This window comes from Mannheimia kashgarensis, from assembly GCF_041807705.1.
GTDB lineage: Bacteria > Pseudomonadota > Gammaproteobacteria > Enterobacterales > Pasteurellaceae > Mannheimia.
In genome coordinates this window covers 23,118-48,426 of record NZ_JBGTYY010000004.1, presented here as the reverse complement: position 1 = coordinate 48,426, position 25,309 = coordinate 23,118, and the positions used below count along the sequence as shown (strand labels likewise).

At 38.7% G+C, this 25,309-nt stretch carries 28 protein-coding genes; 9 read left to right on the top strand and 19 right to left on the bottom strand.

Going from position 1 to position 25,309, the window contains the following annotated elements:
* The first annotated feature begins 2 nt into the window (after positions 1-2).
* Genes ACERCF_RS03315 through yacG form a run of 4 tightly spaced genes read left to right on the top strand, consistent with a single transcriptional unit; the run spans position 3 to position 1,682 of the window.
* Entirely contained in the window at positions 3-656 is a 654-nt protein-coding gene (locus tag ACERCF_RS03315; RefSeq protein ID WP_373624610.1) for a prepilin peptidase, read from the top strand.
* A gap of 47 nt (positions 657-703) precedes the next feature.
* Positions 704-871 carry a hypothetical protein gene (locus ACERCF_RS03310; RefSeq protein WP_373624609.1) on the top strand — a complete coding sequence of 56 codons (168 nt, stop codon included), beginning with the start codon at positions 704-706 and terminating at the stop codon, positions 869-871.
* Positions 872-879: 8 nt separating this feature from the next.
* Entirely contained in the window at positions 880-1,515 is a 636-nt protein-coding gene (gene coaE, locus ACERCF_RS03305) for a dephospho-CoA kinase (RefSeq protein WP_373624608.1), read from the top strand.
* The gene (gene yacG / locus ACERCF_RS03300; RefSeq protein ID WP_176671236.1) at positions 1,497-1,682 is read left to right on the top strand and encodes a DNA gyrase inhibitor YacG; all 186 of its coding nucleotides are present in this window, start codon (positions 1,497-1,499) and stop codon (positions 1,680-1,682) included. Before coaE ends, yacG begins: the two co-directional genes overlap by 19 nt.
* Here the strand turns inward: yacG and holA are convergent, their stop codons facing one another.
* The 3 genes from holA to leuS all read right to left on the bottom strand — a co-directional run bounded on the left by holA (position 1,683) and on the right by leuS (position 5,907).
* Positions 1,683-2,705 carry a DNA polymerase III subunit delta gene (gene holA, locus ACERCF_RS03295; protein WP_373624661.1) on the bottom strand — a complete coding sequence of 341 codons (1,023 nt, stop codon included), beginning with the start codon at positions 2,703-2,705 and terminating at the stop codon, positions 1,683-1,685.
* Between the two features lie 39 nt (positions 2,706-2,744).
* Positions 2,745-3,233 (bottom strand): LPS-assembly lipoprotein LptE, encoded by a 489-nt coding sequence (locus ACERCF_RS03290; RefSeq protein WP_373624607.1) that lies wholly within the window; start codon positions 3,231-3,233, stop codon positions 2,745-2,747.
* Between the two features lie 88 nt (positions 3,234-3,321).
* Positions 3,322-5,907, bottom strand: coding sequence for a leucine--tRNA ligase (gene leuS, locus ACERCF_RS03285; protein ID WP_373624606.1), 2,586 nt, complete (start codon positions 5,905-5,907; stop codon positions 3,322-3,324).
* 187 nt (positions 5,908-6,094) lie between these two features.
* Between leuS and ACERCF_RS03280 the strand changes: the two genes are divergently transcribed.
* Both ACERCF_RS03280 and ACERCF_RS03275 read left to right on the top strand, forming a co-directional pair.
* Complete coding sequence (locus ACERCF_RS03280) at positions 6,095-6,307, top strand: hypothetical protein (RefSeq protein WP_373624605.1); 213 nt, start codon at positions 6,095-6,097, stop codon at positions 6,305-6,307.
* Positions 6,300-6,644, top strand: a complete 345-nt coding sequence (locus tag ACERCF_RS03275; RefSeq protein WP_373624604.1) for a hypothetical protein — start codon at positions 6,300-6,302, stop codon at positions 6,642-6,644. Before ACERCF_RS03280 ends, ACERCF_RS03275 begins: the two co-directional genes overlap by 8 nt.
* 58 nt (positions 6,645-6,702) lie before the next feature.
* Here the strand turns inward: ACERCF_RS03275 and serS are convergent, their stop codons facing one another.
* The 5 genes from serS to ACERCF_RS03250 form a co-directional block, all read right to left on the bottom strand.
* Complete coding sequence (gene serS / locus ACERCF_RS03270; RefSeq protein WP_373624603.1) at positions 6,703-8,010, bottom strand: serine--tRNA ligase; 1,308 nt, start codon at positions 8,008-8,010, stop codon at positions 6,703-6,705.
* Between the two features lie 108 nt (positions 8,011-8,118).
* The gene (gene smpB, locus ACERCF_RS03265; protein WP_188156468.1) at positions 8,119-8,598 is read right to left on the bottom strand and encodes an SsrA-binding protein SmpB; all 480 of its coding nucleotides are present in this window, start codon (positions 8,596-8,598) and stop codon (positions 8,119-8,121) included.
* A 105-nt stretch (positions 8,599-8,703) separates the two neighbouring features.
* The gene (locus tag ACERCF_RS03260; RefSeq protein WP_373624602.1) at positions 8,704-9,027 is read right to left on the bottom strand and encodes a helix-turn-helix domain-containing protein; all 324 of its coding nucleotides are present in this window, start codon (positions 9,025-9,027) and stop codon (positions 8,704-8,706) included.
* Positions 9,020-9,370, bottom strand: coding sequence for a type II toxin-antitoxin system RelE/ParE family toxin (locus ACERCF_RS03255; RefSeq protein WP_373610776.1), 351 nt, complete (start codon positions 9,368-9,370; stop codon positions 9,020-9,022). Before ACERCF_RS03255 ends, ACERCF_RS03260 begins: the two co-directional genes overlap by 8 nt.
* A 47-nt stretch (positions 9,371-9,417) precedes the next feature.
* Positions 9,418-10,827, bottom strand: a complete 1,410-nt coding sequence (locus ACERCF_RS03250; RefSeq protein ID WP_373624601.1) for a YcjX family GTP-binding protein — start codon at positions 10,825-10,827, stop codon at positions 9,418-9,420.
* A 60-nt stretch (positions 10,828-10,887) separates the two neighbouring features.
* On the opposite strand from ACERCF_RS03250, the gene ACERCF_RS03245 reads away from it, so the two are divergent.
* Positions 10,888-11,736 (top strand): CYTH domain-containing protein, encoded by an 849-nt coding sequence (locus tag ACERCF_RS03245; RefSeq protein ID WP_373610774.1) that lies wholly within the window; start codon positions 10,888-10,890, stop codon positions 11,734-11,736.
* Between the two features lie 34 nt (positions 11,737-11,770).
* On the opposite strand, the gene ACERCF_RS03240 is transcribed toward ACERCF_RS03245, so the two are convergent.
* The 4 genes from ACERCF_RS03240 to ACERCF_RS03225 form a co-directional block, all read right to left on the bottom strand.
* Positions 11,771-12,250, bottom strand: a complete 480-nt coding sequence (locus ACERCF_RS03240) for a hypothetical protein (RefSeq protein WP_373610773.1) — start codon at positions 12,248-12,250, stop codon at positions 11,771-11,773.
* Positions 12,243-12,407: a YoaH family protein gene (locus ACERCF_RS03235; protein WP_373610772.1), complete on the bottom strand. Its 165-nt coding sequence runs from the start codon at positions 12,405-12,407 to the stop codon at positions 12,243-12,245. Before ACERCF_RS03235 ends, ACERCF_RS03240 begins: the two co-directional genes overlap by 8 nt.
* Positions 12,408-12,424: 17 nt before the next feature.
* Complete coding sequence (gene truC / locus ACERCF_RS03230; RefSeq protein WP_373624600.1) at positions 12,425-13,153, bottom strand: tRNA pseudouridine(65) synthase TruC; 729 nt, start codon at positions 13,151-13,153, stop codon at positions 12,425-12,427.
* Between the two features lie 213 nt (positions 13,154-13,366).
* On the bottom strand, positions 13,367-13,678 hold the full coding sequence (locus ACERCF_RS03225; protein WP_373624599.1) for a YqcC family protein: 312 nt from the start codon (positions 13,676-13,678) through the stop codon (positions 13,367-13,369).
* 87 nt (positions 13,679-13,765) lie between these two features.
* On the opposite strand from ACERCF_RS03225, the gene trpCF reads away from it, so the two are divergent.
* Complete coding sequence (gene trpCF, locus ACERCF_RS03220; protein ID WP_373624598.1) at positions 13,766-15,190, top strand: bifunctional indole-3-glycerol-phosphate synthase TrpC/phosphoribosylanthranilate isomerase TrpF; 1,425 nt, start codon at positions 13,766-13,768, stop codon at positions 15,188-15,190.
* A 217-nt stretch (positions 15,191-15,407) separates the two neighbouring features.
* The gene (gene mnmC, locus ACERCF_RS03215; RefSeq protein ID WP_373624597.1) at positions 15,408-17,408 is read left to right on the top strand and encodes a bifunctional tRNA (5-methylaminomethyl-2-thiouridine)(34)-methyltransferase MnmC2/FAD-dependent 5-carboxymethylaminomethyl-2-thiouridine(34) oxidoreductase MnmC1; all 2,001 of its coding nucleotides are present in this window, start codon (positions 15,408-15,410) and stop codon (positions 17,406-17,408) included.
* A gap of 40 nt (positions 17,409-17,448) precedes the next feature.
* Here the strand turns inward: mnmC and lpxA are convergent, their stop codons facing one another.
* From lpxA to ACERCF_RS03180, 7 genes are all read right to left on the bottom strand, one after another.
* Complete coding sequence (gene lpxA, locus ACERCF_RS03210; protein ID WP_373624596.1) at positions 17,449-18,243, bottom strand: acyl-ACP--UDP-N-acetylglucosamine O-acyltransferase; 795 nt, start codon at positions 18,241-18,243, stop codon at positions 17,449-17,451.
* Positions 18,244-18,270: 27 nt separating this feature from the next.
* Positions 18,271-18,729 carry a 3-hydroxyacyl-ACP dehydratase FabZ gene (gene fabZ, locus ACERCF_RS03205; RefSeq protein ID WP_373610883.1) on the bottom strand — a complete coding sequence of 153 codons (459 nt, stop codon included), beginning with the start codon at positions 18,727-18,729 and terminating at the stop codon, positions 18,271-18,273.
* A gap of 31 nt (positions 18,730-18,760) precedes the next feature.
* Complete coding sequence (lpxD, locus tag ACERCF_RS03200; RefSeq protein WP_373610766.1) at positions 18,761-19,786, bottom strand: UDP-3-O-(3-hydroxymyristoyl)glucosamine N-acyltransferase; 1,026 nt, start codon at positions 19,784-19,786, stop codon at positions 18,761-18,763.
* Positions 19,786-20,580: an OmpH/Skp family outer membrane protein gene (locus tag ACERCF_RS03195; protein ID WP_373624595.1), complete on the bottom strand. Its 795-nt coding sequence runs from the start codon at positions 20,578-20,580 to the stop codon at positions 19,786-19,788. Before ACERCF_RS03195 ends, lpxD begins: the two co-directional genes overlap by 1 nt.
* Positions 20,581-20,659: 79 nt before the next feature.
* Positions 20,660-23,041, bottom strand: a complete 2,382-nt coding sequence (bamA, locus tag ACERCF_RS03190; protein ID WP_373624594.1) for an outer membrane protein assembly factor BamA — start codon at positions 23,039-23,041, stop codon at positions 20,660-20,662.
* 63 nt (positions 23,042-23,104) lie between these two features.
* The gene (rseP, locus tag ACERCF_RS03185) at positions 23,105-24,418 is read right to left on the bottom strand and encodes an RIP metalloprotease RseP (protein ID WP_373610763.1); all 1,314 of its coding nucleotides are present in this window, start codon (positions 24,416-24,418) and stop codon (positions 23,105-23,107) included.
* Between the two features lie 3 nt (positions 24,419-24,421).
* Positions 24,422-25,291: a phosphatidate cytidylyltransferase gene (locus ACERCF_RS03180; RefSeq protein ID WP_373610762.1), complete on the bottom strand. Its 870-nt coding sequence runs from the start codon at positions 25,289-25,291 to the stop codon at positions 24,422-24,424.
* Between the last annotated feature and the right edge of the window lie 18 nt (positions 25,292-25,309).

Genomic DNA, 25,309 nt, shown 5'->3' with positions numbered 1-25,309 from the left:
TTATGTTGCTGTTACTTTCCGTCTCCCTTTCCCTTTTGTCGGCATTTTGGTTTAAAGCAGAAATTCCGAAATTTGCGACACGGATAAACCAGCAAATTTATCAAGAGGTAAACTCAATTAATCGGCTTGGGTTAAGTGAACGGCAGTTTATTGCTCAATCGGCATTAAAACCCAAGCAAACAAAATGGGCGAACCTCTTTTTTCTGCTTTTTCCACTCATTATGTATTGTTCTGAAAGTCCAATGCTTGGCGGAATTTTTATTCTACTTTGTTTTCTTTCCATATTAGATATTTGCTATTACCTAACAGACACTCGATATATCGGGATTATTTTCCTGCTGGTTTTATGGGAAAGTTTGCATTCTTTCCACAACGAAACTTTACTGTTTACCATACTATTTTGTTTATTTATTGCTCTCTTTTCCGTTCTCATATTTAAAAGAGAAACATTTGGCTCTGGTGATATGCTGCTATTAGTGGCTTTATCTCCCTTATTCGATATAGAAAAAATGCTACTGCTGATATTAATTGCTTGTTTGTTAGGGATTTTTTATTACTTCGTTTACTGGTGGATAAAAAAGCAGAAATTAGAAAAATTGGCATTTATTCCGTTTATTAGTTTGGCGATGACTATTGTTGTTATGCTTGAAAGCTAGGGGATTAATTAATAGAATTGATAGCGTTTTATTATGAGGAAGAAAATATGCAGCAGCTAATAACTCTAGATGAATTTCTTTTACACTTACCAAAAGGTCGACAAGATAAAATTGATAAAATGTCCGAAGAATTAATCGCTGAGATAGATTTGGAAAGTATTCAATCAGAAAAAGAATTAGCCGAAAAATTGGGCGTATTCTATATCGTACATTGAGGATTTTTATGACTTGCGTTGTCGGCTTAACAGGCGGAATTGGCAGTGGGAAAACAACGGTTTCAGATCTTTTCGCGGAACTTGGTGTAGACATTATTGATGCGGATATTGTCGCTCGTCAAGTAGTTGAAAAAGGAACGCCGCTGTTCGATAAAATAGCGGAGCATTTTGGCGATGATATTCTTAACGCAGAAAAAGAGCTAGATAGAGCGAAGCTACGTCAAATTGTGTTTAATAACGAATCGGAAAAAAATTGGCTGAATAATTTACTTCACCCAGCCATTCGAGAAGAAATGGTAAAAAAATTGCAAGAATCGACCGCTTGTTATGTGATCTGGGTTGTGCCACTACTGATTGAAAATAAATTAACTGAGTTTTGTGATAGAGTGCTAGTGATTGATATTAGCCCCGAAATTCAGCTAGAACGAGCTACAAGGCGAGATAAAGGCAAAGAAGAAACCATTAAAAATATCATAGCAGCCCAAGTAAGCCGTGAAGAAAGATTAAGTTATGCTGATGATGTAATTGAAAATAACTTGCCGATTGAACAAGGTTTGCAGTTAATTAAAGAACAGGTTCAAGCCTTACATCATAAATATTTAGCATTAGCAAATAAGGAAAAAGAATGTCAGAAACCATCGTAAATTGCCCAACTTGTGAAAAAGAAGTGGTGTGGAGCAAAGAGAGCAAATACCGCCCGTTTTGTAGCGAGCGTTGCCAAATTATTGATTTAGGTGATTGGGCTTCAGAAAAGCACGCTATCGCCAGTGAAGAGGCGGATCTTTTTAGTGAAGATTTAGAGAAGTATTAATCAGGCAAATTGAGCAGAGAAACACTCAAGTTCTAGCCAAATATCATCGCTAAATTCTTGTTTTACTTTACGCTCTAATTCGGCAAGTTGTTGAATTAGGGCGTAAAGTTTTTTGTAGGTTAAACGTTGTACTACTTGGCTGTAGAATGGTCTGCGGTTTTGCCAGATCTTCAAGCGGTCAAATTCTGCTCGTAAATTACCATTAAAGAGAGCCTGCTCACTTGAGATTGACGTTGGAGAGCGGGTTATTTCAAGCAAAATCATTAGCTCTTTTTGCACAATACGCAATAAAACTACTGCTTGCACTTCTTCATTTTGTAGATGATGTAAAATGCGTTGAGCTCGTCCGATTTTCCCTTCAAAAAGGGCATCAATCCATTGGAATGGGGTAAATTGAGCGGAATGTTCCACCACTTCTTTTACTTTATTAAGGGTAATCTTACCATCATTACATTGAAGTTGTAGGAGCTGTAGGGCTTGCTTTAATGCCAGTAAGTTTCCCTCATAGCTATAGCAGAGTAGCTGGGTTGCCTCTGGCTCAATCTGTAAATTCATCTCTTTAGCTCGATTGCTTAACCATTGCGGAAGCTTACTAATTTCGGGCGTTTGGCAATTAATTTGCACTAATTGCGACTCAATTTGGCTAAACCAAGCCTGTTTTTCCATTGCCTTGGAAAATTTAGGTAAATGCAAAATAAAGAGTAGATCAGAATGAATTAAGGCACAGAGTTCAGCGAGCTTTTTAAACTGTGCAGCCGTTGGAGATTCTGGGAAATTGAGAATAATAATCTGGCGGGTAAAAAATAATCCCATTTCTTGCGTTGCTTCAAAAAGGGCTTCCCAGTTGGTGTCGTTTTTAACTTCTATTTCTTTCTTTTCATCAAAACCATTTGAACGGGCAGATTGAACAATCAAATCTTTGGATTCATTGACCAAGAGTAAATCGTTCCCTGTTAATAGATAAAAGGGCTGTAATCCTTTACTTAAAGAGAGTTGAAGTGTTTCAGGAAAGATTCTTTGCATACTGAAAAATGGGCGAAACATATTTCGCCCCTATAATGATTATTTTGAGAGTTCTTTTTTTAAGCTCGCCATTTTGATAATTAATTGGCGAGAGGCTTGTTCATACATATCTTTCATAATCATCTCTTTTTCAGCAGACTTTGCCAAAGCTGCACGAGAATCATCAAAGAATGTACGGTGAACAAATACTTCTAGCGGAAATTGCCCTTTGTTTGGAATATCGGCAATGGCATCCACGTTTAGCGTTAAGATTTTTTCTGCTTCACGAGCTTGTTTGAATACCGATACCACTTTGCTATCCGTTGAGGTAGACACTAAACGAAGTTTTGATACATTGGCAGAACTTGGTACTAATTTCACATCGTTTAATTGTAGCTCATTGAGTAAAATGTGAGACATTTCACTGTGTTGATCTGCACTTTCAAAGGTTAATGTTCTGAGCGATTCAGGTAATACTTCGTTGTTTTTGAAATGCCAACCACAGGCGGAAAGAGCAAAAACAGCAACGAGGGAGAGTTTTTTAATCATAACTAGATTTCCTTGTAGGGACGTACTGCGTGCGTCCGAAATTTCAAAAGTAACGGACGCACGCAGTGCGTCCCTACAATTTATAGCATTAAGCCTTGATCACAAAGCTCAACATTTTAAACGGAATGTAGATTTCTTTGATGATTTCTTGTCCATCTAAGAATTTGGCTACATTCGCATCTGCTTTGGCAATGGCTTTGACTTCATCTTCTGTTGCGGTTGCAGACACAGTGATTTTACCACGCACTTTGCCGTTTACTTGAACAACAACGAGTTTTTCATCTTCCACCATTGCAGCTTTATCTGCTTGTACCCAAGGCGCGAAGTCGATGGTTTGCTCATTGCCTAATGCTTGCCATAATTCAAAACAGATATGTGGTGTGATTGGGTAAAGCATACGCACAACGGCACTTAACGCTTCAGCCATTACCGCTTTATCTTGCTCGCTTTCAAGTGGTGCTTTAGTGAGCTTATTCATTAACTCCATTACAGCAGCAATAGCCGTATTGAATGTTTGGCGGCGACCAATATCATCACTTACTTTCGCAATGGTTTTATGAACATCACGGCGTAGCTCTTTTTGTGCTTTGTTTAATGCTGATACATCTAAAGCAGCAGTTGCTGGCGATTTTGCATATTCATACACTAAATTCCACACACGACCTAAGAAGCGTTTAGCCCCTTCCACGCCGGATTCTTGCCATTCAAGGGTCATTTCTGCAGGGGAAGCAAACATCATAAACAAACGAACCGTATCCGCACCGTATTTTTCCACCATTTCTTGTGGGTCGATACCATTGTTTTTCGATTTCGACATTTTCGTCATACCGCTATGAACGAGTTCACGGCCTTCAGGATCGGTTGCTTTAATAATACGACCTTTCTCATCACGCTCAAGGATAACTTGCGTTGGGCTTACCCAAATACGCTCGTTCGTTGGGCTGGTGTAGTAGAACGCATCGGCAAGCACCATACCTTGACATAACAGTTTGGTTGCCGGTTCGTCCGAATTTAAAATACCCGCATCACGCAATAATTTGTGGAAGAAACGGAAGTAGAGCAAGTGCATTGTGGCGTGTTCAATACCACCGATATATTGATCGACCGGAAGCCAGTAGTTTGCTTCGTCTGAATCTAACATTCCTTCGTGATATTGTGGGCAAGTGTAGCGTGCATAATACCAAGAAGATTCCATAAAGGTATCGAAGGTATCGGTTTCACGCAATGCCGGTTTTCCGTTGTAAGTGGTTTTTGCCCACTGTGGATCGGCTTTGATTGGGCTTTGCACGCCATTCATTACTACATCTTCAGGCAGAATCACCGGTAAATCTTGCAGTGGAACAGTTACTACTTCGCCTTCTTCGGTTGTCATCATCGGAATTGGTGCACCCCAATAACGTTGGCGAGAAACACCCCAGTCACGCAGGCGGAAATTCACTTGGCGTTTGCCCACACCCATCGCCTCTAATTTATCGGCAATCGCATTAAATGCGGCATCAAATTCTAAGCCATCAAATTCAGCAGAGTTGATTAATTTACCGTGTTCGGTATAAGCCGCTTTCGAGAAATCCCACTCTGAGCCATCAAGCGGTTGAATTACTTGATTAATTTGCAAATCATATTTTTGCGCAAATTCAAAATCACGCTCATCGTGTGCAGGCACAGCCATTACTGCACCTGTGCCGTAGTGCATTAATACGAAGTTAGCGACCCAAACTGGCACTTCTTTACCTGTTAATGGGTGGATAGCGAACAAGCCTGTCGCCATCCCTTTTTTCTCCATAGTAGCAAGCTCTGCTTCTGCCACTTTGGTGTTTTTAGCCTCACGAATAAATTCCGCTAATGCAGGATTATTTTCTGCCGCTAATTCGGCTAATGGGTGAGCAGCTGCAACGGCTACATAGCTCACGCCAAAGAAGGTATCTGGGCGAGTGGTGTAAACTGGTAAAGTTGCATTAGAACCTGCAATTTTGAAAGTGATTTCCACACCTTCAGAACGACCAATCCAGTTGCGTTGCATTGTTTTTACTTGATCTGGCCATTGTGGAAGGTTATCTAACTGCGTTAATAGCTCTTCCGCATAATCGGTAATTTTGATAAACCACTGCGGAATTTCACGCTGCTCAACAGGGGTATCACAACGCCAGCAGCAGCCTTCGTGAACTTGCTCGTTTGCAAGCACGGTTTCATCGTTCGGACACCAGTTTACCGTTGAGGTCTTTTTATAAACCAAGCCTTTTTTATAAAGCTCAGTAAAGAACCATTGCTCCCATTTATAATATTCAGGGCGGCAAGTGGTTACTTCACGATCCCAGTCGTAAGAGAAGCCTAGCATTTTAAGCTGACCTTTCATATATTCGATATTTTCGTACGTCCATTTAGCTGGAGCCGTATTATTTTTTACTGCAGCTCCTTCCGCAGGTAAGCCGAAAGCGTCCCAACCCATTGGTTGAAGTACGTTTTTACCGATCATACGCTGATAACGTGAAACCACATCGCCAATGGTATAGTTACGAACGTGCCCCATATGCAATTTACCTGATGGATAAGGCAACATTGAAAGGCAATAATATTTCTCTTTAGTAACGTCTTTAACTGCTTTGAAAACTTTATTTTCTGCCCAATAGTGCTGAACTTTCGGTTCAATCTCACTTGGATTGTACTGCTGTTGCATAAAATCTAACCTTTAAAATTTAAACGAAAAAATTGTTGAAATCATACCGCAAAAACGTGTTTTTTTGAATGGCAAGCGGTGGAATTTGGTGAAAAATTTGCAAATTGTTAGCAGAAGAAAAACTAGACAGCTAAATTCAGAACAGGCAAAATACCGAATATATAACCAGTATTAAAAGGAGCTAGTTATGTCTATTGTAATTGTGGATACCAATTTTGTTGTTCATAAAGAAGATGAAGAGTGGACAGCAGAAGAAGTTAAAATGATAGAAGAGCATCTATTAGAAGAGCAATCGGCTCATTACCAAGCAAAGAAAGATGTACCCAAACAAGTTTATGCTCAGATAACTGAACGTTTATCAAAGGGGGATACAACAGCTTGGGAGCAGTTAGATGATTAGTATTGATTTTAAAAATAACCTATTAGAATTTATTTTCTATGGTTTATTTTCGGAACATACTCAAACGAATATCATCAATGGCTTACAGTTTTATCCAAAAGTAGGAATAGCCTTTCGTAAGGATTTACGCTTTAGAAAGCGAGCAGTTTATCAACGAGAAATAATAGTGTTTTACCAGTTAGATAAAATAGATGAGCCAAAGAAAGTAACAATTATTGCATTCCGTTTAGGCAGAATGAAAAATCCTATTCGTTTAGATACGGTGCAAAACCGTCGAGTAATTGCTGAAATTTTTATGACTTATCCAGACAAAGAGATTAGGGATAAGATTTATTAAAAAAACAAAAAAACCAATCTCATTTTTCTGAGATTGGTTTTATCTAATTCAAAAGTGATTAAGCCGTAATTACTTCCACGCCACCCATATAAGGTCTTAATACTTCAGGTACAGTAATAGAGCCATCTGCATTTTGGTAGTTTTCAAGTACGGCAACTAAGGTACGCCCTACTGCTAAGCCTGAACCGTTTAGAGTATGAACTAAGCGAGTTTTCTTGTCGCCTTTGGCTTTGCAACGAGCTGCCATACGGCGGGCTTGGAAATCCCACATATTTGAGCAAGATGAAATTTCACGGTAAGTATTTTGTGCCGGTAGCCATACTTCTAAATCGTAAGTTTTAGCTGCACCAAAGCCCATATCGCCAGAGCAGAGTAGCATTTTACGGTACGGTAAACCTAAAAGTTGCAATACTTTTTCTGCGTGTCCTGTTAATTCTTCCAATGCTTCCATTGATTTTTCAGGAGCAACAATTTGTACCATTTCTACTTTTTCAAATTGGTGCATACGGATTAAACCACGAGTATCACGTCCGTAAGAACCTGCTTCTGCACGGAAACACGGCGTATGAGCGGTATAACGCAGTGGTAAGCTGTCTTCATCAATGATTTCATCACGAACTAAGTTAGTAACGGGAACTTCCGCAGTTGGAATTAAACCAAATGGGCGTTGTACTTCGTTTGGATCTTGCCCCATCAATGGTTGGGTGTGGAATAAATCTTCACCAAATTTTGGTAATTGACCTGTACCGTAAAGGGTATCGTGGTTCACTAAAAACGGCACGTTGGTTTCCTCATAGCCGTGTTGTTCGGTGTGAAGATCTAACATAAATTGTGATAATGCACGGTGCAAGCGAGCCAATTTGCCTTTCATCACCACAAAGCGGCTTGCGGTTAATTTTACGCCAGCGGCAAAATCTAAACCATTTAAGGCTTCGCCGAGTGCAACGTGATCTTTCACTTCAAAATCAAATTGGCGAGGCTCACCCCAGCGAGAAACTTCTAAGTTTTCGCTGTCATCTTTACCTAATGGCACTTCGTCTGCAGGTAAGTTTGGCACAGAAAGTAATAAATCACGGATTTCGCTTTGAACTTTATCTAACTCTACTTTTGCAGTGTCTAACTCGCTACCCATTGAATCTACTTCTGCTAATAAGGCAGAAATATCTTCGCCACGAGCTTTTGCTGCCCCGATATTTTTCGAGCGAGCATTACGTTCTGCTTGTAAGGTTTCTGTTTTTACTTGTAGCGTTTTACGTTGCTCTTCAAGGCTTTTTACACGCTCTACATCTAAAATGAAATTACGCTTGATTTTTAGTGTTTCTGCCACTTCTTCTAGGTTAGTACGGAGTAGGTTTTGGTCGATCATTTTATGTTCCTTAGTTTAAATTTGTTTTTCAGGTAGAAAGCAAGCGGTTATTTTTCGTAGAAAATTTACAATGCCTCTTTCCCACAAAGAGGTAGGGTAATTATTTATTTACCCACGATTCGCATTTTTCATAATGCGTTGTTTCGCGACTTGCCATTCACGGTCTTTAATATCTTCACGCTTATCGTGCAGTTTTTTACCTTTCGCTAGGCCGATTTTTACTTTCGCCCACGCATTTTTCCAATACATCGAGGTTGCAACAATAGTGTAACCTTCACGATTGACCTTGCCGAAAAGGGAATCTAATTCACGTTTATTTAGCAAAAGTTTGCGAGTACGGGTAGGGTCGCTCACAATATGAGTCGATGCCATATTCAGCGGGGTAATCATCGCCCCAAATAAAAAGGCTTCGCCGTTGCGGAAGATAACATAACTGTCGCTGATATTGCCTTTTCCTGCTCGAAGTGCTTTTACTTCCCAGCCTTGTAGCTCAATACCAGCTTCAATTTCATCTTCAATAAAGTATTCGTGTCGGGCACGTTTATTCAATGCAATCGTATTTGATGCAGCTTTTGGTTTTTTTGCCATAATTTGTATTCATTAATAAAGTTAAACGGAATTTTACTTGAAACGAGCTTGTTAGTGAATGATAAATGCAGCAAGCGGTCGAATTTTAGTAAAATTTTGCAATATTCAAGATAGTTGTAATTGTACTGTTTTGCCTGTTTTAGCAACAAAAGTAACTAATGTATCTAATGTGAATTTTTCTAACTTTCCGTTTACCATATCTGATATACGAGGGCGACTAACACCTAAAATAGAGGCAGCCTCAGATTGTTTCAGCTTATTTTCATCAATCCAATTACTCATTTCATTCATCAACATTAGCTTAGTTTCAATAAGTTGCTGACTTGCGGACTTTAATTTTTGGGCTTCATCAGAAGAAAAACCAAGATCTTCAAAAATATTACTGTCAGCTTCTGTTGTATGGCGAATTTTGGTATCAATATTATTCATTTTCTAACTCCTTTATTGCTGTATAGCGAGCTTTAATAATAGCAATATCTTTTGGGGCAGTTTTCTGTGTTTTCTTTTGAAAAGCGTGTAAGCAATAAACCGCATTTTTGAATTTAGCTAAGTAAACTAGGCGAAATGCCCCAGAGGTATCTTTTACACGAATTTCCATTACGCCAGAACCTAAATTTGACATCGCTTTGAAATCTCGAGGTAATAAACCTTGCTGAACTAAATCAAGGTCAAAGCCAAGCTCCCTTTTAATGTTATCGGGAAATTCACGAATATCATCTAGGGTTGAACCAACCCAACGAATAGGTTTTCGTTTAGAAATAAGGGTATTCATAATGTATAAAATTTTATACCGTTAATAAAAATATGCAATAGAAAATTTTACTCAAACCTATCCGCTAATAAAAACTGCAACACCGAATCCATTCTTAAATGAGGGATTGGTTGGTCATAGCCAATCTGCTTTGGCTCGAATTGGTCGAACTCAAAACGGTTAAATTGCCAATAGTTTTTATCAGGCAAACGGCTTGGCACCGTGCCGGGGTAGAGCGTAACTTGTTTTTTATCGCTTGAGCGAATGCCACGAATGGCTCTGATGCTTTTATCATTTTGGGTAACTTTGACCGCATCCGTTGCTTGAATAGCAGAAATGGCTAAATAGCCTGTTTCAATGCCATCAAATTCAGCGTGTCTACCACCTTCTTGCACAAGTTGTCGCATTAGACTTTCTAAATTGGGTATTTGATCGCTGGTGATATGATCTGCCTTTGTCGCAATAAACAAGAGCTTGTCGATATTTGAGGAAAATAGGCGACTAAACAGCGAGCGGTTACCATAATGGAAATGTTTAAACAGTTGCTGTAGCCCTAATTTCATTTCCATAAATTCGTTGTAGCCATAATTTAACGGCGTGAGGCAGTCTGCCAGAATCACTTGGCGGTCAAATTGCGAGAAGTAATCTTCATAAAACGGCTTGACGATTTTTTTCTGGTAATGCTCATAGCGTTTTTTGAGGGTATGGAAAACGCTATTTTTATCGCTTTGCTCTAATTTTTCCCAATCGGCTTCGTTTAAATCTAATAATGGGAAGAATTGGAAAACAGGTGCACCTTTCGCATTTTCCGTTGACAATACAAATCTACCCGGCTGAATATATTGCATTCCCTGTGCTTTACAGGCAAGCAAATAATCGGTGTATTGCAGGCTTAACTCCGCCAATACGTTTTCATCAGTTTTTGCAAAAAGATCGATTTCTTTGACCGCTTGCAGCCAAGACTGAGCCAGTTCTGCACGTTCATCTTTATGCACCGCTTGTTGGGTTTGCGACCACTCTTTATAGGAAAGAGAAAGTAGCGGTAAGTCCAACAACCATTCGCCAGGATAATCAAAAATATCCAGATACAGCGTGCTGGTTTCTTTAATATGGCGAAGCAACGAGTGCTGGCGTTGGTAACGAATGGCAAGGCGAATTTCGCTAATGCCTGTGGTGGAATTTGGCCAGCGAGGAGGCGTTGCTTCAAAACATTGGCGGTTTTTATCATATTCAAAGCGAGGAATGGTTAAATCCCCCTGTTCCACTCGTTTAACAGACAGAATTTGCCCGTTGCGAGCGGGAGCAAATAAATTAAGATGAGTATTGTCTGCTTTATTGATATGTAAAAGTTGATCAACAAGGCTCGTGATAAACGCCGTTTTACCACTACGACTTAAGCCTGTAACGGCAAGGCGTAAGTGATTATCTAGCCCACGCTGAACAAAGTTATTGAGTTTATGATGAATTTTAGAAAACATTTTGCAAAATTTATTGATAAAATAACCGCTTGATTATACAACGTTGCAGAGTAGTGTGAAATGGAAAACAAAAAACAGGCAGAAATTGAGCTGAAAATAATGCTCGAACCGCATAATATTGCACCAATTGAAAATTGGCTAAATAGCGTGAAAGAATTTGAATTGCTTGAGCAGAAATCTCAAATGCTAGGCAATCGTTATTATGATACGCCAGAGCAGTTTTTTGCTTCAAAGCAAATGGGGTTACGGGTTCGTTCACAAAATCATCAATTTGAGATCACGCTTAAAACTAAAGGCGAGATCGTAGGCGGATTGCATATTCGCCCTGAATATAATTTAGCATTATCAACTAATCAGCCCGATTTTCTCGCCTTAGCCCAAAAATATCATCTGCCTTTTGAAAATGCGGAGCAGATTGCTAATCGCCTACAAACGATTTTTAGCACAGATTTCACTCGCCAAATCTGGTTATTTAAGGTAGGAGAGTCTGAAATTGAAGTGGCGTTAGATCAGGGCTTAATCAAAAATCAATATGGCGAAGAGGCAATTTCCGAGTTGGAATTTGAAATTAAACAGGGTAATTTAACTGATTTGTTCCGCTTAGTGGAAGCAATGCCAAAAACTGATGGAATGTGGTTAAGTGGTTTGAGTAAAGCTCAACGTGGTTATTTGATTGGACAAGCGGTTAAATTTGAACAAAAAATTGCAAATACGATGCAGCAAGAAAATAGTTATCAACTTGAGCAAAAATTGGCTGATTTTATTCGTGTAGGAAATGAAAATAAAGCGGTGTTAGCACGGTTTAATCAATGCACAAATCAGCAGTTAGAAACTTGGGAAGAAGCGAAAACGCTTGCGAAAAACCGAGATTATTTAATGTTAAATTTAGAAACATTGAAAATATTATAGTAAAAAACCACAGAATAATTTCTTTGGTTTTCGTTTATTTTACAATTTCAAATTCTAACCCTTTGAATACTTGGTCGTTGATTTGGATTTCCATTTTATATTTACCGATAGGATCGGTCTTATCGAATGTCCAGCAGCGTCCCAAATATTTTTCGGTATTGCTACTGGTAATTTCGGTAATAATCAGATGCTCTTTTTTATCTTTTGATGATTCTATTGTAGAATTTTCGGAAGTCAGATTTATAGCATCCGGTGCATAAAAAGCCTCTGCAATGGTGACCTTATTTGGGATCAGAAGGTTATAGCTACGCCAACAAAGTTGGTTTTGCTTTTTGCTGATCGAAAGAGTATTGCCGGCAATCGGCTTAGGCGTTTTCTTGCTGATATCGACAACCTGTAATGAAACCATAGGTTTATCTTTAGATGGTAATGCTTGCTTAGCTGGTTTATCTACTGCGGAAAAACTATACTGTGTGGATATAATTAGTGTTAATGCAACCCATAATTTATTCATTTTTTATTTTCTCCGATATTTGATGTTTTTCTCGCAACTGATTGGCAATAATTTGAATGGCCTCTCCAGCACTTATGCCTTCAGCCATCAATTTTTGAATTTCTTCTACTGCCGCTTGTTGCTGTTCGTGGGTAAGTGATAAAAGTGAATTATCCATATAATTGTCCTGTTAGTCTAACGGAATTGGGTAAAGTTCCAGTCAAAAAATGTAAAGAGTGTTTGCCACTGTTCATCAAGCGGTGCGATTATCTCAATTTTTTGCAAATTTTTTGGGTGTTGAAATTGCAACTTATAGGCGTGCAACATTAAACGGCTCACACCTGATTTTTCATTTAACGCTCTGTTTTGATGTAAATCGCCATATTTGCTATCGCCCATAATCGGATGGAAAAGATGTTTTAGATGGCGGCGGAGCTGGTGCTTTCTTCCTGTTTTGGGATTTAATTCAACTAAGCTATAACGAGCGGTTGAATGTTTACCCACAGGGTAGCGAATTTCAACCGTTGCTAAACCTTTATAATCGGTAATAGCCTCTTGAGCCTCTTTTTCTTGCGAAAATTTATCGGCAATTTTATCTAAAATCACTTTGAGTGGGTAATCGATTCGATCTTCTCCCTGCAAATACCCTCGTACAACCGCTAAATAGGTTTTCTGCACCTGATGTTGTTCAAACTGTTCGCACATCAGTCGGGCTGTTTCACTATTTAATGCGAAAAGTAAAACGCCCGAAGTGGGGCGGTCAAGCCGATGAATCGGGAAAATGTGTTGCCCGATTTGGTCTCTCAAAGTTTGCATTGCAAACACCGTTTCGTGTTTATCTAACCAAGAACGATGTACTAACATTCCGGCAGGTTTGTTGATGGCGATAAGTAAGTCGTCTTGGTATAAAATATCTAAGGTCATAATACGGTTAAGTATAAGTGTAATTTATCAAATCTCCCCCAGCCCCTCTTTTCTAAAGAGGGGAGCTAGATCTCCATAATAAATGAATTCATCTTACTAAACGGGCTCTTAAATAACCAGATACACTCAAGATTTTCTCAGAATGATCCCCCCCTCTTTAGCAAAGAGGGGAGGGGGAGATTTGTCAGAATAATAAAAGAACTGAGAGTTAAATTAATCTTTCAACAATTTTTCTAAGTCTAATAGTGGTTCACAAATCGCTTGTAAATAACCTTCGTTTTTCAATGCCTCTTCTAAATACGGTGTAATCGCAAAATTGCGAGGTAAATTTGTATTAGCGTCTAAAATAGCTCGCATTCTTGGAATGAAAATCCATTGCAGCCATTGTGTTGGTGTAAGTGTTTCGACACAAAATGGTTGATCATTAGCTAGTGCCTCGTGGCTTGGTGCGGTGGCTTCCCAAAGTTGATTAACTCTAAGGGCGATTTCTAAATTAGATAAATACTGTATAACTTGTGATTTCATTTCAGTTTCGCTTGTGAAATTGGTCTTTTTCAGGTAAAAATAAGGGCAGATTTTACCACTCAAATTTATTTCGCTCTAGGGATTTATATGCAAAAGACAGATTCAACTCATCAGCCAACCATTTTACAAAAAATCGTACAAGATAAAGCCATTTGGGTGGAAGAAAAACAGCAAGATTTCCCATTGAGCGAGTTTCAGCACAAAATCGTAAAAAGCGATCGGGATTTTTACGCCTCGTTGGCAAAGGGTACGCACCAAGAGCCTGCTTATATTTTGGAATGCAAAAAAGCCTCGCCATCAAAAGGGTTAATTCGAGCAGAGTTCGATTTAGATAGCATTGCATCAATCTATAAAAATTATGCAAGTGTGATTTCCGTTTTGACTGATGAGCAATATTTTCAGGGAGATTTTCGCTATATCGACCAAGTCAAACAGCAAACAACACAGCCGATTTTGTGTAAAGATTTTATGATTTCGCCTTATCAAGTGTACCTCGCCCGTTTTTATAATGCGGATGCGATTTTACTGATGTTATCGGTGGTTGATGATGAAACCTATCGTGAGCTCTCGAGCTTAGCCCACGAGCTAGGAATGGGGGTTTTGACTGAAACCAGCACTGAATCTGAGTTTGAGCGTGCATTAGCTTTAGGGGCGAAAGTGATTGGCGTAAATAACCGTGATTTGCACACGCTTACCATTGATATGAACCGTATAGTGCGTTTGGTGGAAAAATACCAAGAGAGAATTCCTGCTGATGTGTGTTTAATTTCAGAGTCGGGCATTAACGATCACAATCAAGTCAAACGCATTAAGCCTTATGTTCACGCCTTTTTAATCGGCAGTAGTTTAATGGGCAGCTCGGATCTGAACAATGCGGTGCGTGCAGTTATGTTCGGCGAAAATAAAGTGTGCGGTTTAACCCGTGTGCAAGATGTTAAAGCTGTTTATGATCAAGGTGCATTGTATGGTGGTTTAATTTTTGCAGAAGGCTCGCCACGCCAGCTTTCACTTCGCCAAGCTCAAGAATTGGTCGTGAATGCACCGCTTCGTTATGTTGGTGTTTTCCAAGATCAAGCGGTCGAATTTGTCGAAAAAATTGCAAAACAGCTTGAACTGTTTGCGGTGCAATTACACGGCTCTGAAGATGATAAATACATTGAGGAGTTGGCTGAAAAACTGGGCGATCAAACTCAAATTTGGAAAGCATTATCCATTGATGTTGATGCCGAAAGCCTAGAGTTTTCCGATAATCCACAAATTACTCGTTATATATTAGACAGCAAAGTGGCAAATCAGCAAGGTGGCACAGGTAAAGCCTTTAATTGGGAGTTAATTCTAGAAGCGTTGAAGCAGAAAGCCTTGTTAGCTGGCGGTATTAATGTAGAGAACATTGAAGCCGCTTTGGCTCAAGGCTGCTTAGGGGTAGATTTAAACTCAGGCGTTGAAAGTGCCAAAGGTGTAAAAGATTTTGCAAAATTAACCGCTTGTTTTACGAAAATTATTCACGCATAGCGACACAGCGAATTAAAGTGTGTTAGAATAAAACCGATATTTTAACAATAACTAACAATGAGGATTTATATTATGGGTATTTTTGGATATTCAATGCTAACAGTAGCTTTCGCACTTGGTATGATCGTATTTTTGGCCTACAATATTTTCTAATATTTATTCACTATTAAGACACGGAAAATCGCTTGGTTTTCCGTGTTTTGTTTTGAGGGATATGATGTCTAAACTCACTTTTGCCTCACTTTCATTTAATTCAGCAAATACCCCTGTTTCTGAACAATTTGATGATATTTATTTTTCTACTCAAGATGGGCTAGCCGAAAGCTATTATGTTTTCCAAGAAAGTAATCAACTTTGGGAAAAATGGCAATCGCATTCAAAAGAGGCGTTTGTGATTGCGGAAACAGGCTTTGGCACAGGGTTAAATTTTTTAGCCGTTGCGGATAAATTCCAACAATTTCAAATAGAATTTCCACGAAGTAAACTTAAACGACTTTATTTTATTTCGTTTGAGAAATTCCCGCTCACTTCAAGCCAGTTAAGCGAAGTTCATCAACATTGTCTACAATTTGCAACATTATCTGAAAATTTGACCGCTTGTTGGCAGCCACGCCAGACGGGGTGTCAGCGTTACCATTTTGACAATATCTATTTAGATCTATGGTTTGGTGATATTGCTGAGAATTTGCCCCAGCTAGGCGATCTTTATAATGGAATAGTTGATGCGTGGTTTTTAGATGGTTTCTCGCCCGATAAAAACCCTGAAATGTGGAACGAGCATTTATATCAACAGATGTTTCGTTTAAGTGCAAATGGCGGTAGCTTTGCGACTTTTACGGCCTCCAGTAATGTGAGAAGAGGCTTGCAAGCCGCAGGTTTTGAGGTAAAAAAACGCAAAGGTTTTGGTAAAAAACGGGAAATGCTATGGGGAGAGAAGCCGCTCGAAAGCACTATTCAACCGCCTAATTATCCTTATTTTTATGCCAAAAATGAAAATGTAGACGATATTGCGATTATCGGCGGCGGTGTGGCGAGCTTATTTGTGGCGTTATCGCTGTTAGAGAAAGGTAAAAAAGTCACGCTTTATTGTAAAGATGAAAAACTCGCAATGAATGCTTCTGGCAATTTGCAAGGGGCGATTTATCCGCAATTAAGCGATGACGATGAGCGAAATGTACGGTTTTATATCCACAGTTTTGATTATGCGTTGCAGCGATTATCACAACTTAAAGCGGAAATTGAATTTGAGCATAACCTCAATGGTGTGGCACTTTACGCTTATAACGATAAAACAGCGAAAAAACTTGTGAAGATGGCTGAGCAGACCGATGACGAAATGCTATTTAAATTATGTTCTGCTGAGGAGTTAAGCGAGAAATTAGGCTTAACTGTGCCAAAGGGGGGAGCATTTATTCCGCAAGGTGGTTGGCTTTCGCCAGTCGAATTAGTGAGAAATGGTTTTTCTTGGCTTGAGTCGAAAGGGTTGAAGATTGTACGTAGCCATAAAGTAGAGAATTTAACTTTTTCTAATGATATGTGGCAATGGAAGACCAATGGCGAAACTTTTCAGCACCAAGCGGTTGTACTGGCAAATGGGCATACGTTGAATGAATTTAGCCAAGCGAATGGCATTCCGCTTTATCCTGTACGAGGGCAAGTAAGCCAAATTCCAACAAGCTCGCTGTTACAAAAACTAAATTGTGTGGTTTGTTATGATGGCTATTTAACACCTGTTTCAAAAGCAGATACGCATTGTATTGGGGCAAGCCATATTCGAGATAATGCGGAAACTGATTTTAGTGAAGCAGAACATTTAGAGAATATTGCAAAACTTCAGCAAAATTTGACCGCTTGTAAATGGACAGATGGAATTGATTTATCCCAAAACCGAGCGAAAGTGGGCATTCGAGCTGCATTTCGAGATAGAGTGCCGATGGTTGGGGTTATTCATCACTTTGAAAAGCAAAAAGAGCAGTACGCTAATTTGTATAATCAACTAAGGCGAAAACAAGCGGTCGAAAATGCGGAAATTTTTGCAAATTTATATATGGTAAATGGTTTGGCCTCTCGTGGTTTAACCACCGCTCCATTATTGGGGGAGTTTTTGGCAAGTTTGATTGCAAATGAGCCTGTGCCGATAAGTGAGGATATTTGGCATAATTTAAGCCCAAATCGTACTTGGTTAAGAAAACAGTTGAAAGGTTCTAAAGTTGAATAAGAATAAGCCCCGAAATTGGAATTTCGGGGTTTATTTTTTATTAGCGAATAATACCGCGTGTAGAACGTTTGAAGAACTGTTTGAAAATCGCAATAGCAGGCTCTGTTGCTGCAAGTTGATCAATTTCAACAAGACATTCTTCTAATGTTTTGCCGCTTGAGTAGATTAGTTTATAGACTTTGCGGATTGCGTGTAATGTTGCTTTATCAAAGCCACGGCGTTTTAAGCCCTCAAGGTTGATACCAAACGGACGAGCGTGGTTACCTTGTGCCATTACATAAGGTGGAACGTCTTGGCTAACCATTGAACCACCGCCTAGCATAACGTGTGAACCAACCACAACGAATTGGTGGATAGCCGACATACCGCCTACGATAACGAAATCATCTAATGTAACGTGTCCGGCAAGAGTACCGTTGTTGGCAATAATACAACGATTACCGATAGAGCAGTCGTGTGCGATGTGGGTATTGATCATAAATAAATTATCATCACCAATTTTGGTTACGCCACCACCTTGCACTGTACCACGATGGATAGTAACACTTTCACGAATACGGTTGCGATTGCCAATAATTACTTTGGTTGGTTCGCCTTGATATTTTAAATCTTGGTTAATTTCACCAATACTGGCAAATTGGAAAATTTGGTTATCCTCGCCAATTTCGGTTACACCGTTAATTACAACGTGAGAATGGATTTTTGTTCTCGCTCCGATTTTGACGTCTTTACCGATAACAGAATATGGACCAATTTCAACGTGTGCACCAATCTGTGCGCCATCTTCAATAATAGCAAGCGGGCTGATTTTAGCTGTTGAGTCAATGAGACGCATAGTTAGCTCCTTTTTAAGCGAGTTAAATTATTTACGACGGGCACACATTAAGTCTGCTTCGCAAACTAATTTTCCATCAACGTAGGCTTTACCCGTAAATTTAGTGATACCACGAACTTCTTTTAAAAATTCCACTTCAAGTTGAAGTTGATCGCCCGGCACTACAGGGCGTTTAAAGCGGGCATTATCAATCGCAGCAAAGTAGTAGAGTTCGTCATCACTTAACTTACCATAAGTTGCAACTGCAAGAACACCTGTTGCTTGGGCCATTGCTTCAAGAATTAATACTCCCGGGAAGATAGGTGCGCCAGGGAAGTGGCCGGTAAAACAAGGCTCATTGAAGGTTACATTTTTAATTGCTTTTAACCATTTTCCTTCCTCATAATCGGTTACACGATCAACTAACAGGAAAGGGTAGCGATGAGGTAACATATCCATAATTTCGGTTACTTCAATAATTTTAGGTTCACGATTTTCAGTTGTAATTTCTGTCACTTTAAGACCTCTAAATAAAAAATTAATCGTTAAAACGTTTTTCGAGTGATTTTAAACGCTTATTCATTGCATCAATATTCATTACCAATGCGGCTGTTTTTCGCCATTCTTTATTGGTTTGTAGAGGAATACCTGATGAGTAAATCCCTTTTTCTGTGATAGGTCGCATCACCATTCCCATACCGGTAATAATTGCACCATCACAGATTTCCATATGACCATTAATAACACTTGCCCCACCAATTTGGCAGAAACGACCTACTTTTAAACTACCCGCCATAATTACGCCACCGGCAACGGCAGTACCAAAGCCAATATGAACATTATGGGCGATTTGGCATAGGTTATCAATAATCACATTATCTTCAATAATAGTTGGATCTAATGCGCCACGATCAATACAAGTGCAAGAGCCAATTTCTACACGATTACCAATAATCACACCGCCTGTTTGCGGAATTTTAATCCATTGCCCTTTATCATTAGCATAGCCGAAACCATCACTACCAATCACCGCAGAAGATTGAATTAAGCAATCAGAACCGATTTGTACATTATGATACACCGAAACATTCGCCCAAAGCTGAGTTCTGGCCCCGATTTTACTGTTTTTTCCAACAAAACAGCCTGCTCCAATGATTGCATCATCGCCTAGTTCTACACCGCTTTCAATAACGGCATTTGCCCCAACAGAGACATTTTTACCCAATTTTGCGTCAGTTGAAATAACAGCACTTGGGTGAATATTTGACGCTGCTTTAGGGGTGGAATCCATATATTGTGCAAGCCTAGCATAGGCAACATAAGGATTCTCTACAATAATTAAATTTTGGTCTTCAAGGCAAAATTCTACATCTGCAGGACTAACAATAATTGCCCCTGCATTGCAAACAGTTAAATTTTCACGATATTTTGCATTTGAAATAAAGGTAATTTGCGAGCTATTGGCTTTGTCTAAAGCGGCAATGCTTTGAATAGCCAAATCGGCGTTACCCCTAAGAGTACCGCCGATATGCTCCGCTAACTCAATTAAACGGAAATTTGCCATTATTTTTTCGCTTCTTCTGGTTTAGTTTCTTCAGCCTTTGCCTCTGCTGCTTTTTCAGTAGCAGGTTGAGCTTCCGCCGGTTTCTCTATTTTGATGTCAGGGTGTTTTTTCACAATAGCTTCCAGTACTGCTTCAGTAATATCTTTACTTTCATCTTCTGCATAAAGTGCAACTTGTGGTTGAAGAACTAGCGTATAACCTTTCGATTTTGCAATTTCTTTAATTGTTGCATTTACTTCATCAATAGCCTGTTTTTGTGCTTCTTGTGGATTAATGCCACCATTTTCTTTATTCGCTTGTTCAATTTTCTTTTGGAATTCATCAGCACGTTTTTGGAAGGCCTCTGCTTTTTTCGCAAAATCTGCTTCACGCTTTTGAATTGCATCTACTTTCTTCTGGAAAGCATCTGCTTCTTTTTGAATTGCGTTTTGACGAGCTTGAATATCTTTTGAACGCAGACGTGGTGCTTCTTTTTCTAATGCAGCTACTTTCTTTTTAATAGAGGCTTCTACTGTTTTTTGTTCATTTTGTAACTTTTGAGCATCAGCGTTAATTTTGTCACGTTCAGCAGTTAATTCTTTATTTTCTTCAGCTAATTTTTTATCATCTTCTGCAAATTTTGATTGGCTTTCTTTTATAAATTTATTGAATTTTACCGTGGCATCTAATAATACAGGGTGGTTTTGTAAAACGTAAGTCGGATCAACAAAACCGATTGTATCAGCGGCAGTAGCCATACCAGTTGCACTTGCTAAAGCAATTGTTAAACTTGTTGTTTTAAATAATTTTTTCATAGGTTTTCCTTTTTAAATAAACGCTTAAATAAGCGATCAATTTGCAAATTTCATCACATTTTTGACCGCTTGCACTGAATTAGAATGAGCTACCGATATTAAATTGGAATTGCTCAATTTCATCATGCTCATATTTGCGAATAGGTTTTGCATAAGAGAATGATAATGGTCCAATCGGAGAGAGCCATTGGAACGCTAGGCCTGCAGAAGCACGGAAACGTTTGAAGTCACCATAATTAGGTAATGTTGAGTATTCTGTTTGTTTCCATTTTGTATTCCAGGCAGTAGCAGCATCAACAAATATAGAGGTTCTTACATTATGTTGATATTTATCGCTCACAAAAGGCGTTGGTGTAATTAATTCTAAACTTGTCGCAGCTAAAGCGTTACCACCAATAATCTCGTTTTTCACATGATCAAATGCGTTAGATTGATTATTATAGTAAATTGCTTTCGGTCCAATTGCCCCATAAGAGAAGCCTCTTAAGGTGCCAATACCCCCTGCGGTGTAAAGTTGATAGAATGGAACCTCTTTGCCACTAAAACCATTAGTGTAGGCTAGGCTTGCTTTAGTTGAAATTATCCATTTGTGTTCACGATTTAATGGGTAATAGTTTCTAAAATCTGCACTTACACGATAGTATTTATTATCCGACCCTGGAATAGTAATTTTGCCACTAAGACTTGCAGCGGTTCCTTCAGTTGGGAAATAACCTCTGTTTAAGCTGTTATAGTTCCAACCTAGTGAGAAATCAAAATCATCTGCTTTGATTTTGTCATAGTAGCTTGAGCGAGGATTAAACTCAAAGTTCATTGATTTTACATATTTTTCACGCGTATATTCACGAGCTGCATTTTTGATTTTATCGTGCGTATAACCTAACCCTAAGTAGTATGAGTTATTTTCATTTACAGGGAAGCCTAGTGTGCCATTAATGCCGTAAGTTTGGCGTTTATATGAAGTAACGTTATCATTTTTTGAGTTATTGTAATCTTCATAGAACGCATTACCACCTAAACTCACGCCATCTTTTGTGAAATAGGGTTCGGTATAACCTAAGTTAATGCTTGTGCCATAGTCATTACGGTTACCATTTAAACTAATAGTTGAACCCATACCCAAGAAATTATCTTGCTTAATCCCAGCTTGATAGCTAATACCATTTTCTGTACCGTAACCGATACCGAAGTTAATACTACCCGTATTACGCTCTTTGATTTTATATATAATATCAACTTGGTCTGAGGTGTTTTCTACATTTTGCATTGACATATCAACACTTTCATAGAACCCTGTTCTTTCTAAGCGAGCTTTACCTAGTGAGGCTTTATTTGTTGATAACCAAGCACCTTCTTGCTGACGCATTTCACGGCGTAGAGTGGAGTCTGCGGTTATATCATTGCCCTCAAAACGGATTTTACGTACATAAATTCGACGACCTGCATCAACGACAAAGCTGATTTTAACGCTGTTATCAGCATCATTAAATTGTGGGTAAATATCTACTTTTGTAGAACCATAACCAGCATCGCCTAAAATTTGTTTAATATCTTCTTCGATTTGTGTTAAATCAGCTTTACGGAACCGTTGACCAGCTTTAAAACCTTTTAATAACGGATTTAATTTATCGTCCATATTGGCTGTATTACCAACAATACGCATCTCACTGATATTATATTGTGAACCTTCATTTAATTTATAAGTAAGGTTTACTTCAGTTTTATCATTATTAAATTGTACGTCGGTGCCTTCAATCACAAATTTTGCATAACCACGATTTAAATAGAAATCTCTTAATGTTTCTAAATCTTTTTGGTAGGTCGCTTGCTCAAATTTACTACTTTCAAAAATATTCCACCAAGAAACGTCTGGTTGAATATCTAAGTTTTCTAATAATTTTTTATCAGAGAACGCATTATTTCCTTCAAATTTAATTGTCTTGGCTTTTGCAACATCGCCTTCATCAATTACTAATTTAACATTAACACTGCCTTGCGCATTATTTGTTACAACCGTATTGATTTTTGCCAAATAACGACCAGTAGCGTTGTAATGTTCAATCAAACTCTCTTTAAACGCATCTAATTTTGCTGCGTTGAAAATTTCACCTTCATTGATTAAGTTTGCTTTTAAATTTTGTTCTAAAGCCTCTTTGGGGATAGCTTGGTTGCCCTCAATTTCTACTTTACTGATAATTGGTTTTTCTGCCACTTTGATAACAAGGGTATTGCCTTCTCGTTTTGCACGCACATCGGCAAAACGTTGTTGGCTAAATAAGTGAAGAACAACATTAGATACATCATTATCTGTGGCGGTTTGACCTACTCTAACAGGGATAGACGAAATAATAGCTGCACCTGTTGTTGGTTGTACGCCTTCAACACGAATGTCTTTAACTACGAAAGGTGCAGCAACTACACCATTAGCAATTAAAAGAGAAGAAAGTAATAATTTTTTCATTGAAATTATCCTATAAATCTTTTGCAAGATGATTGCAAAAATGTTTGAAAAATAAACCGCTTGTTAAAAATGAATAATGTCATTTATAAAAGCAAAAAACATTAATCCCAGCACAAATATAATGCCGATTTGTTGAAATAACATCTGTACTTTTTCTGATAATGTTTTGCCTCGAATAGCTTCGACTGCTAATAAAATCAGTTGTCCGCCATCTAATGGCAAAATTGGAAATAGATTCATTACTCCTAAATTGACACTGATTAGTGCCATAAAACTTAAGTAATAAATCCAGCCAATTTCAGCCGTTGCCCCCGCTCCTTTTGCCATTGAGATAGGACCACCCAAATTTTTAATTGATAAATCGCCAGTAATCAGATTACCAATAAATTGCAGTATGGTTTGAATTAAAGACCATACTTTTTCCATACTTTTATAAAATGCAGTAAGAATATCATATTTTAATTCGGTTCGATATTTATCTGCAAGCCTTTCGTATGTTGGCACAATACCGATAATATAGCGGTTATCTCGCTGTTCGGGTTGAATACTTAGTGTCTTTATTTGCCCTTTTTGTTCAACTTGTATCTCAATTAAATTGCCTGTTTGAACATTTTCTACAAGGGTAGTCCAATTAAAAGGTTGTTGATTCACCTTGAGAATTCTATCACCCGAAGATAATCCCACTTTTTCAGCAGGAGAATTTTCTACCACTTCTTTAATTTCAGGCATTACTTTTGTGCTCTTAGGGCGAATACCTAACACCGTTAATGGGTTTTCTTTGGCACTATCAATATTCCAGTTAGAAAGATCTAATTGATAGCGTTGGATGGCTTGGCTATCAATTAATCGCCCTTCTAGTTGCACATTTTTATTGCCCACTGATCCGACTAATGCAAGGGAAGCACTTTCCCAATCGTGAATGTTTTGATTACCAATTTTAGTAATTTCTAACTCAGTAGGTAATTGAGCTTGTGCTGCAATAGTATTAGGTAACACTTCGCCAATTACAGGTTTAATGGTAGGAATACCCGAAACAAATACCGCCCAATAAGCAAGGATCGCAAAAATAAAATTGGCAGCAGGGCCTGCAAAAATAATAAATGCACGTTGTAAAACAGATTTTGTGGCTAATGATTGCTCTGGTGTTGCATCAACACCTTGCTCGCCATTCCACATTTGCACATAGCCGCCGAGTGGAATTAATGAGAAGGCAAACTCTGTGCCGTGCTTATCTGTTTTTCTAAATAGCACTTTACCGAAACCGATAGAAAAACGAGTTACTTTTACACCACATTTGCGTGCAGCCCAAAAATGTCCGTATTCGTGGACGAATACCAGCACGCAGATTAAAACAAAAAAGGCAATAGTCGAAGTCATAGCTTATAACACAAAAAAGAAGAATGTTGCGAAAAATGGAATTGCCGCTGTTAAGCTATCAATACGATCTAAAATACCGCCGTGTCCCGGAATGAGATTACTGCTATCCTTAATACCAGCTTGGCGTTTGAACATACTTTCAGCTAAATCGCCTAGTACAGAAATTGCCACCGTTGCGATAGAAACTAAAATAAATGGCGTAGTGGCTAATTCTCTGCCGAATACATTTGCTGGTGTAAGCTGTAAGAAAGCAAAAGCAATTACGCCAGAGGTTAATAAACCACCGAAAACACCTTCCCACGATTTACCCGGAGACACTTTTGGTGCAAGTTTACGTTTTCCAAAAGCTCGACCAGCGAAATAAGCACCTGAGTCTGCCCCCCAAACTAATAAGCAAACATAGAGGAATAAATAAGTGCCTTGATACGGATCAACGTGGTAATTATAGAAACGTAATGCTAAAACACCAATTAAAAAAGGAATTAAGGTGGCAAAACCAAATAAGAATTTAGCCACAACTGATTTTTCCCATAGTTTTGCAGAATTTGGATAAGTAACCACTAATGCAAGGCCAATTAACCACCAAATACAGCCAATAAAGAGAATAGGCGTGGTTTCATCAGTCAGAAAACGTGTTGCACGGATGTAATCGGTATTCGCAATGATTGCAAATAGTAATAAACAGATAGTTACCATTGCGACAATTGCACGAGGTACTGGGCGTTTAAAGCCCGCAAATTGAGCCCATTCCCACGTTGCCGCAACAATAATTACAGATAAAGTGATGGTTAATGGCAATGGAGAAAGCCAGAAAATAGCTGCCAATACGGCAATAATCATAATAATTGCTGAAAGTACACGTTCTTTAAGCATTGTCTGTCCTTGTAATTG

What these genes read in the sequence shown, in the direction of transcription:
- smpB (WP_188156468.1), bottom strand. Translation starts at nt 8,598, where the DNA reads ATGGCAAAAAAACCAAAAGCTGCATCAAATACGATTGCATTGAATAAA.
- ACERCF_RS03290 (WP_373624607.1), bottom strand. Translation starts at nt 3,233, where the DNA reads ATGATTAAAAAACTCTCCCTCGTTGCTGTTTTTGCTCTTTCCGCCTGT.
- ACERCF_RS03310 (WP_373624609.1), top strand. Translation starts at nt 704, where the DNA reads ATGCAGCAGCTAATAACTCTAGATGAATTTCTTTTACACTTACCAAAA.
- ACERCF_RS03260 (WP_373624602.1), bottom strand. Translation starts at nt 9,027, where the DNA reads ATGAATAATATTGATACCAAAATTCGCCATACAACAGAAGCTGACAGT.
- ACERCF_RS03315 (WP_373624610.1), top strand. Translation starts at nt 3, where the DNA reads ATGTTGCTGTTACTTTCCGTCTCCCTTTCCCTTTTGTCGGCATTTTGG.
- lpxD (WP_373610766.1), bottom strand. Translation starts at nt 19,786, where the DNA reads ATGGCAAATTTCCGTTTAATTGAGTTAGCGGAGCATATCGGCGGTACT.
- lpxA (WP_373624596.1), bottom strand. Translation starts at nt 18,243, where the DNA reads ATGCGTCTCATTGACTCAACAGCTAAAATCAGCCCGCTTGCTATTATT.
- ACERCF_RS03240 (WP_373610773.1), bottom strand. Translation starts at nt 12,250, where the DNA reads ATGAATAAATTATGGGTTGCATTAACACTAATTATATCCACACAGTAT.
- mnmC (WP_373624597.1), top strand. Translation starts at nt 15,408, where the DNA reads ATGTCTAAACTCACTTTTGCCTCACTTTCATTTAATTCAGCAAATACC.
- holA (WP_373624661.1), bottom strand. Translation starts at nt 2,705, where the DNA reads ATGCAAAGAATCTTTCCTGAAACACTTCAACTCTCTTTAAGTAAAGGA.
- ACERCF_RS03275 (WP_373624604.1), top strand. Translation starts at nt 6,300, where the DNA reads ATGATTAGTATTGATTTTAAAAATAACCTATTAGAATTTATTTTCTAT.
- ACERCF_RS03255 (WP_373610776.1), bottom strand. Translation starts at nt 9,370, where the DNA reads ATGAATACCCTTATTTCTAAACGAAAACCTATTCGTTGGGTTGGTTCA.
- ACERCF_RS03195 (WP_373624595.1), bottom strand. Translation starts at nt 20,580, where the DNA reads ATGAAAAAATTATTTAAAACAACAAGTTTAACAATTGCTTTAGCAAGT.
- serS (WP_373624603.1), bottom strand. Translation starts at nt 8,010, where the DNA reads ATGATCGACCAAAACCTACTCCGTACTAACCTAGAAGAAGTGGCAGAA.
- yacG (WP_176671236.1), top strand. Translation starts at nt 1,497, where the DNA reads ATGTCAGAAACCATCGTAAATTGCCCAACTTGTGAAAAAGAAGTGGTG.
- bamA (WP_373624594.1), bottom strand. Translation starts at nt 23,041, where the DNA reads ATGAAAAAATTATTACTTTCTTCTCTTTTAATTGCTAATGGTGTAGTT.
- leuS (WP_373624606.1), bottom strand. Translation starts at nt 5,907, where the DNA reads ATGCAACAGCAGTACAATCCAAGTGAGATTGAACCGAAAGTTCAGCAC.
- truC (WP_373624600.1), bottom strand. Translation starts at nt 13,153, where the DNA reads ATGACCTTAGATATTTTATACCAAGACGACTTACTTATCGCCATCAAC.
- trpCF (WP_373624598.1), top strand. Translation starts at nt 13,766, where the DNA reads ATGCAAAAGACAGATTCAACTCATCAGCCAACCATTTTACAAAAAATC.
- ACERCF_RS03245 (WP_373610774.1), top strand. Translation starts at nt 10,888, where the DNA reads ATGGAAAACAAAAAACAGGCAGAAATTGAGCTGAAAATAATGCTCGAA.
- ACERCF_RS03225 (WP_373624599.1), bottom strand. Translation starts at nt 13,678, where the DNA reads ATGAAATCACAAGTTATACAGTATTTATCTAATTTAGAAATCGCCCTT.
- ACERCF_RS03180 (WP_373610762.1), bottom strand. Translation starts at nt 25,291, where the DNA reads ATGCTTAAAGAACGTGTACTTTCAGCAATTATTATGATTATTGCCGTA.
- rseP (WP_373610763.1), bottom strand. Translation starts at nt 24,418, where the DNA reads ATGACTTCGACTATTGCCTTTTTTGTTTTAATCTGCGTGCTGGTATTC.
- coaE (WP_373624608.1), top strand. Translation starts at nt 880, where the DNA reads ATGACTTGCGTTGTCGGCTTAACAGGCGGAATTGGCAGTGGGAAAACA.
- ACERCF_RS03235 (WP_373610772.1), bottom strand. Translation starts at nt 12,407, where the DNA reads ATGGATAATTCACTTTTATCACTTACCCACGAACAGCAACAAGCGGCA.
- ACERCF_RS03250 (WP_373624601.1), bottom strand. Translation starts at nt 10,827, where the DNA reads ATGTTTTCTAAAATTCATCATAAACTCAATAACTTTGTTCAGCGTGGG.
- ACERCF_RS03280 (WP_373624605.1), top strand. Translation starts at nt 6,095, where the DNA reads ATGTCTATTGTAATTGTGGATACCAATTTTGTTGTTCATAAAGAAGAT.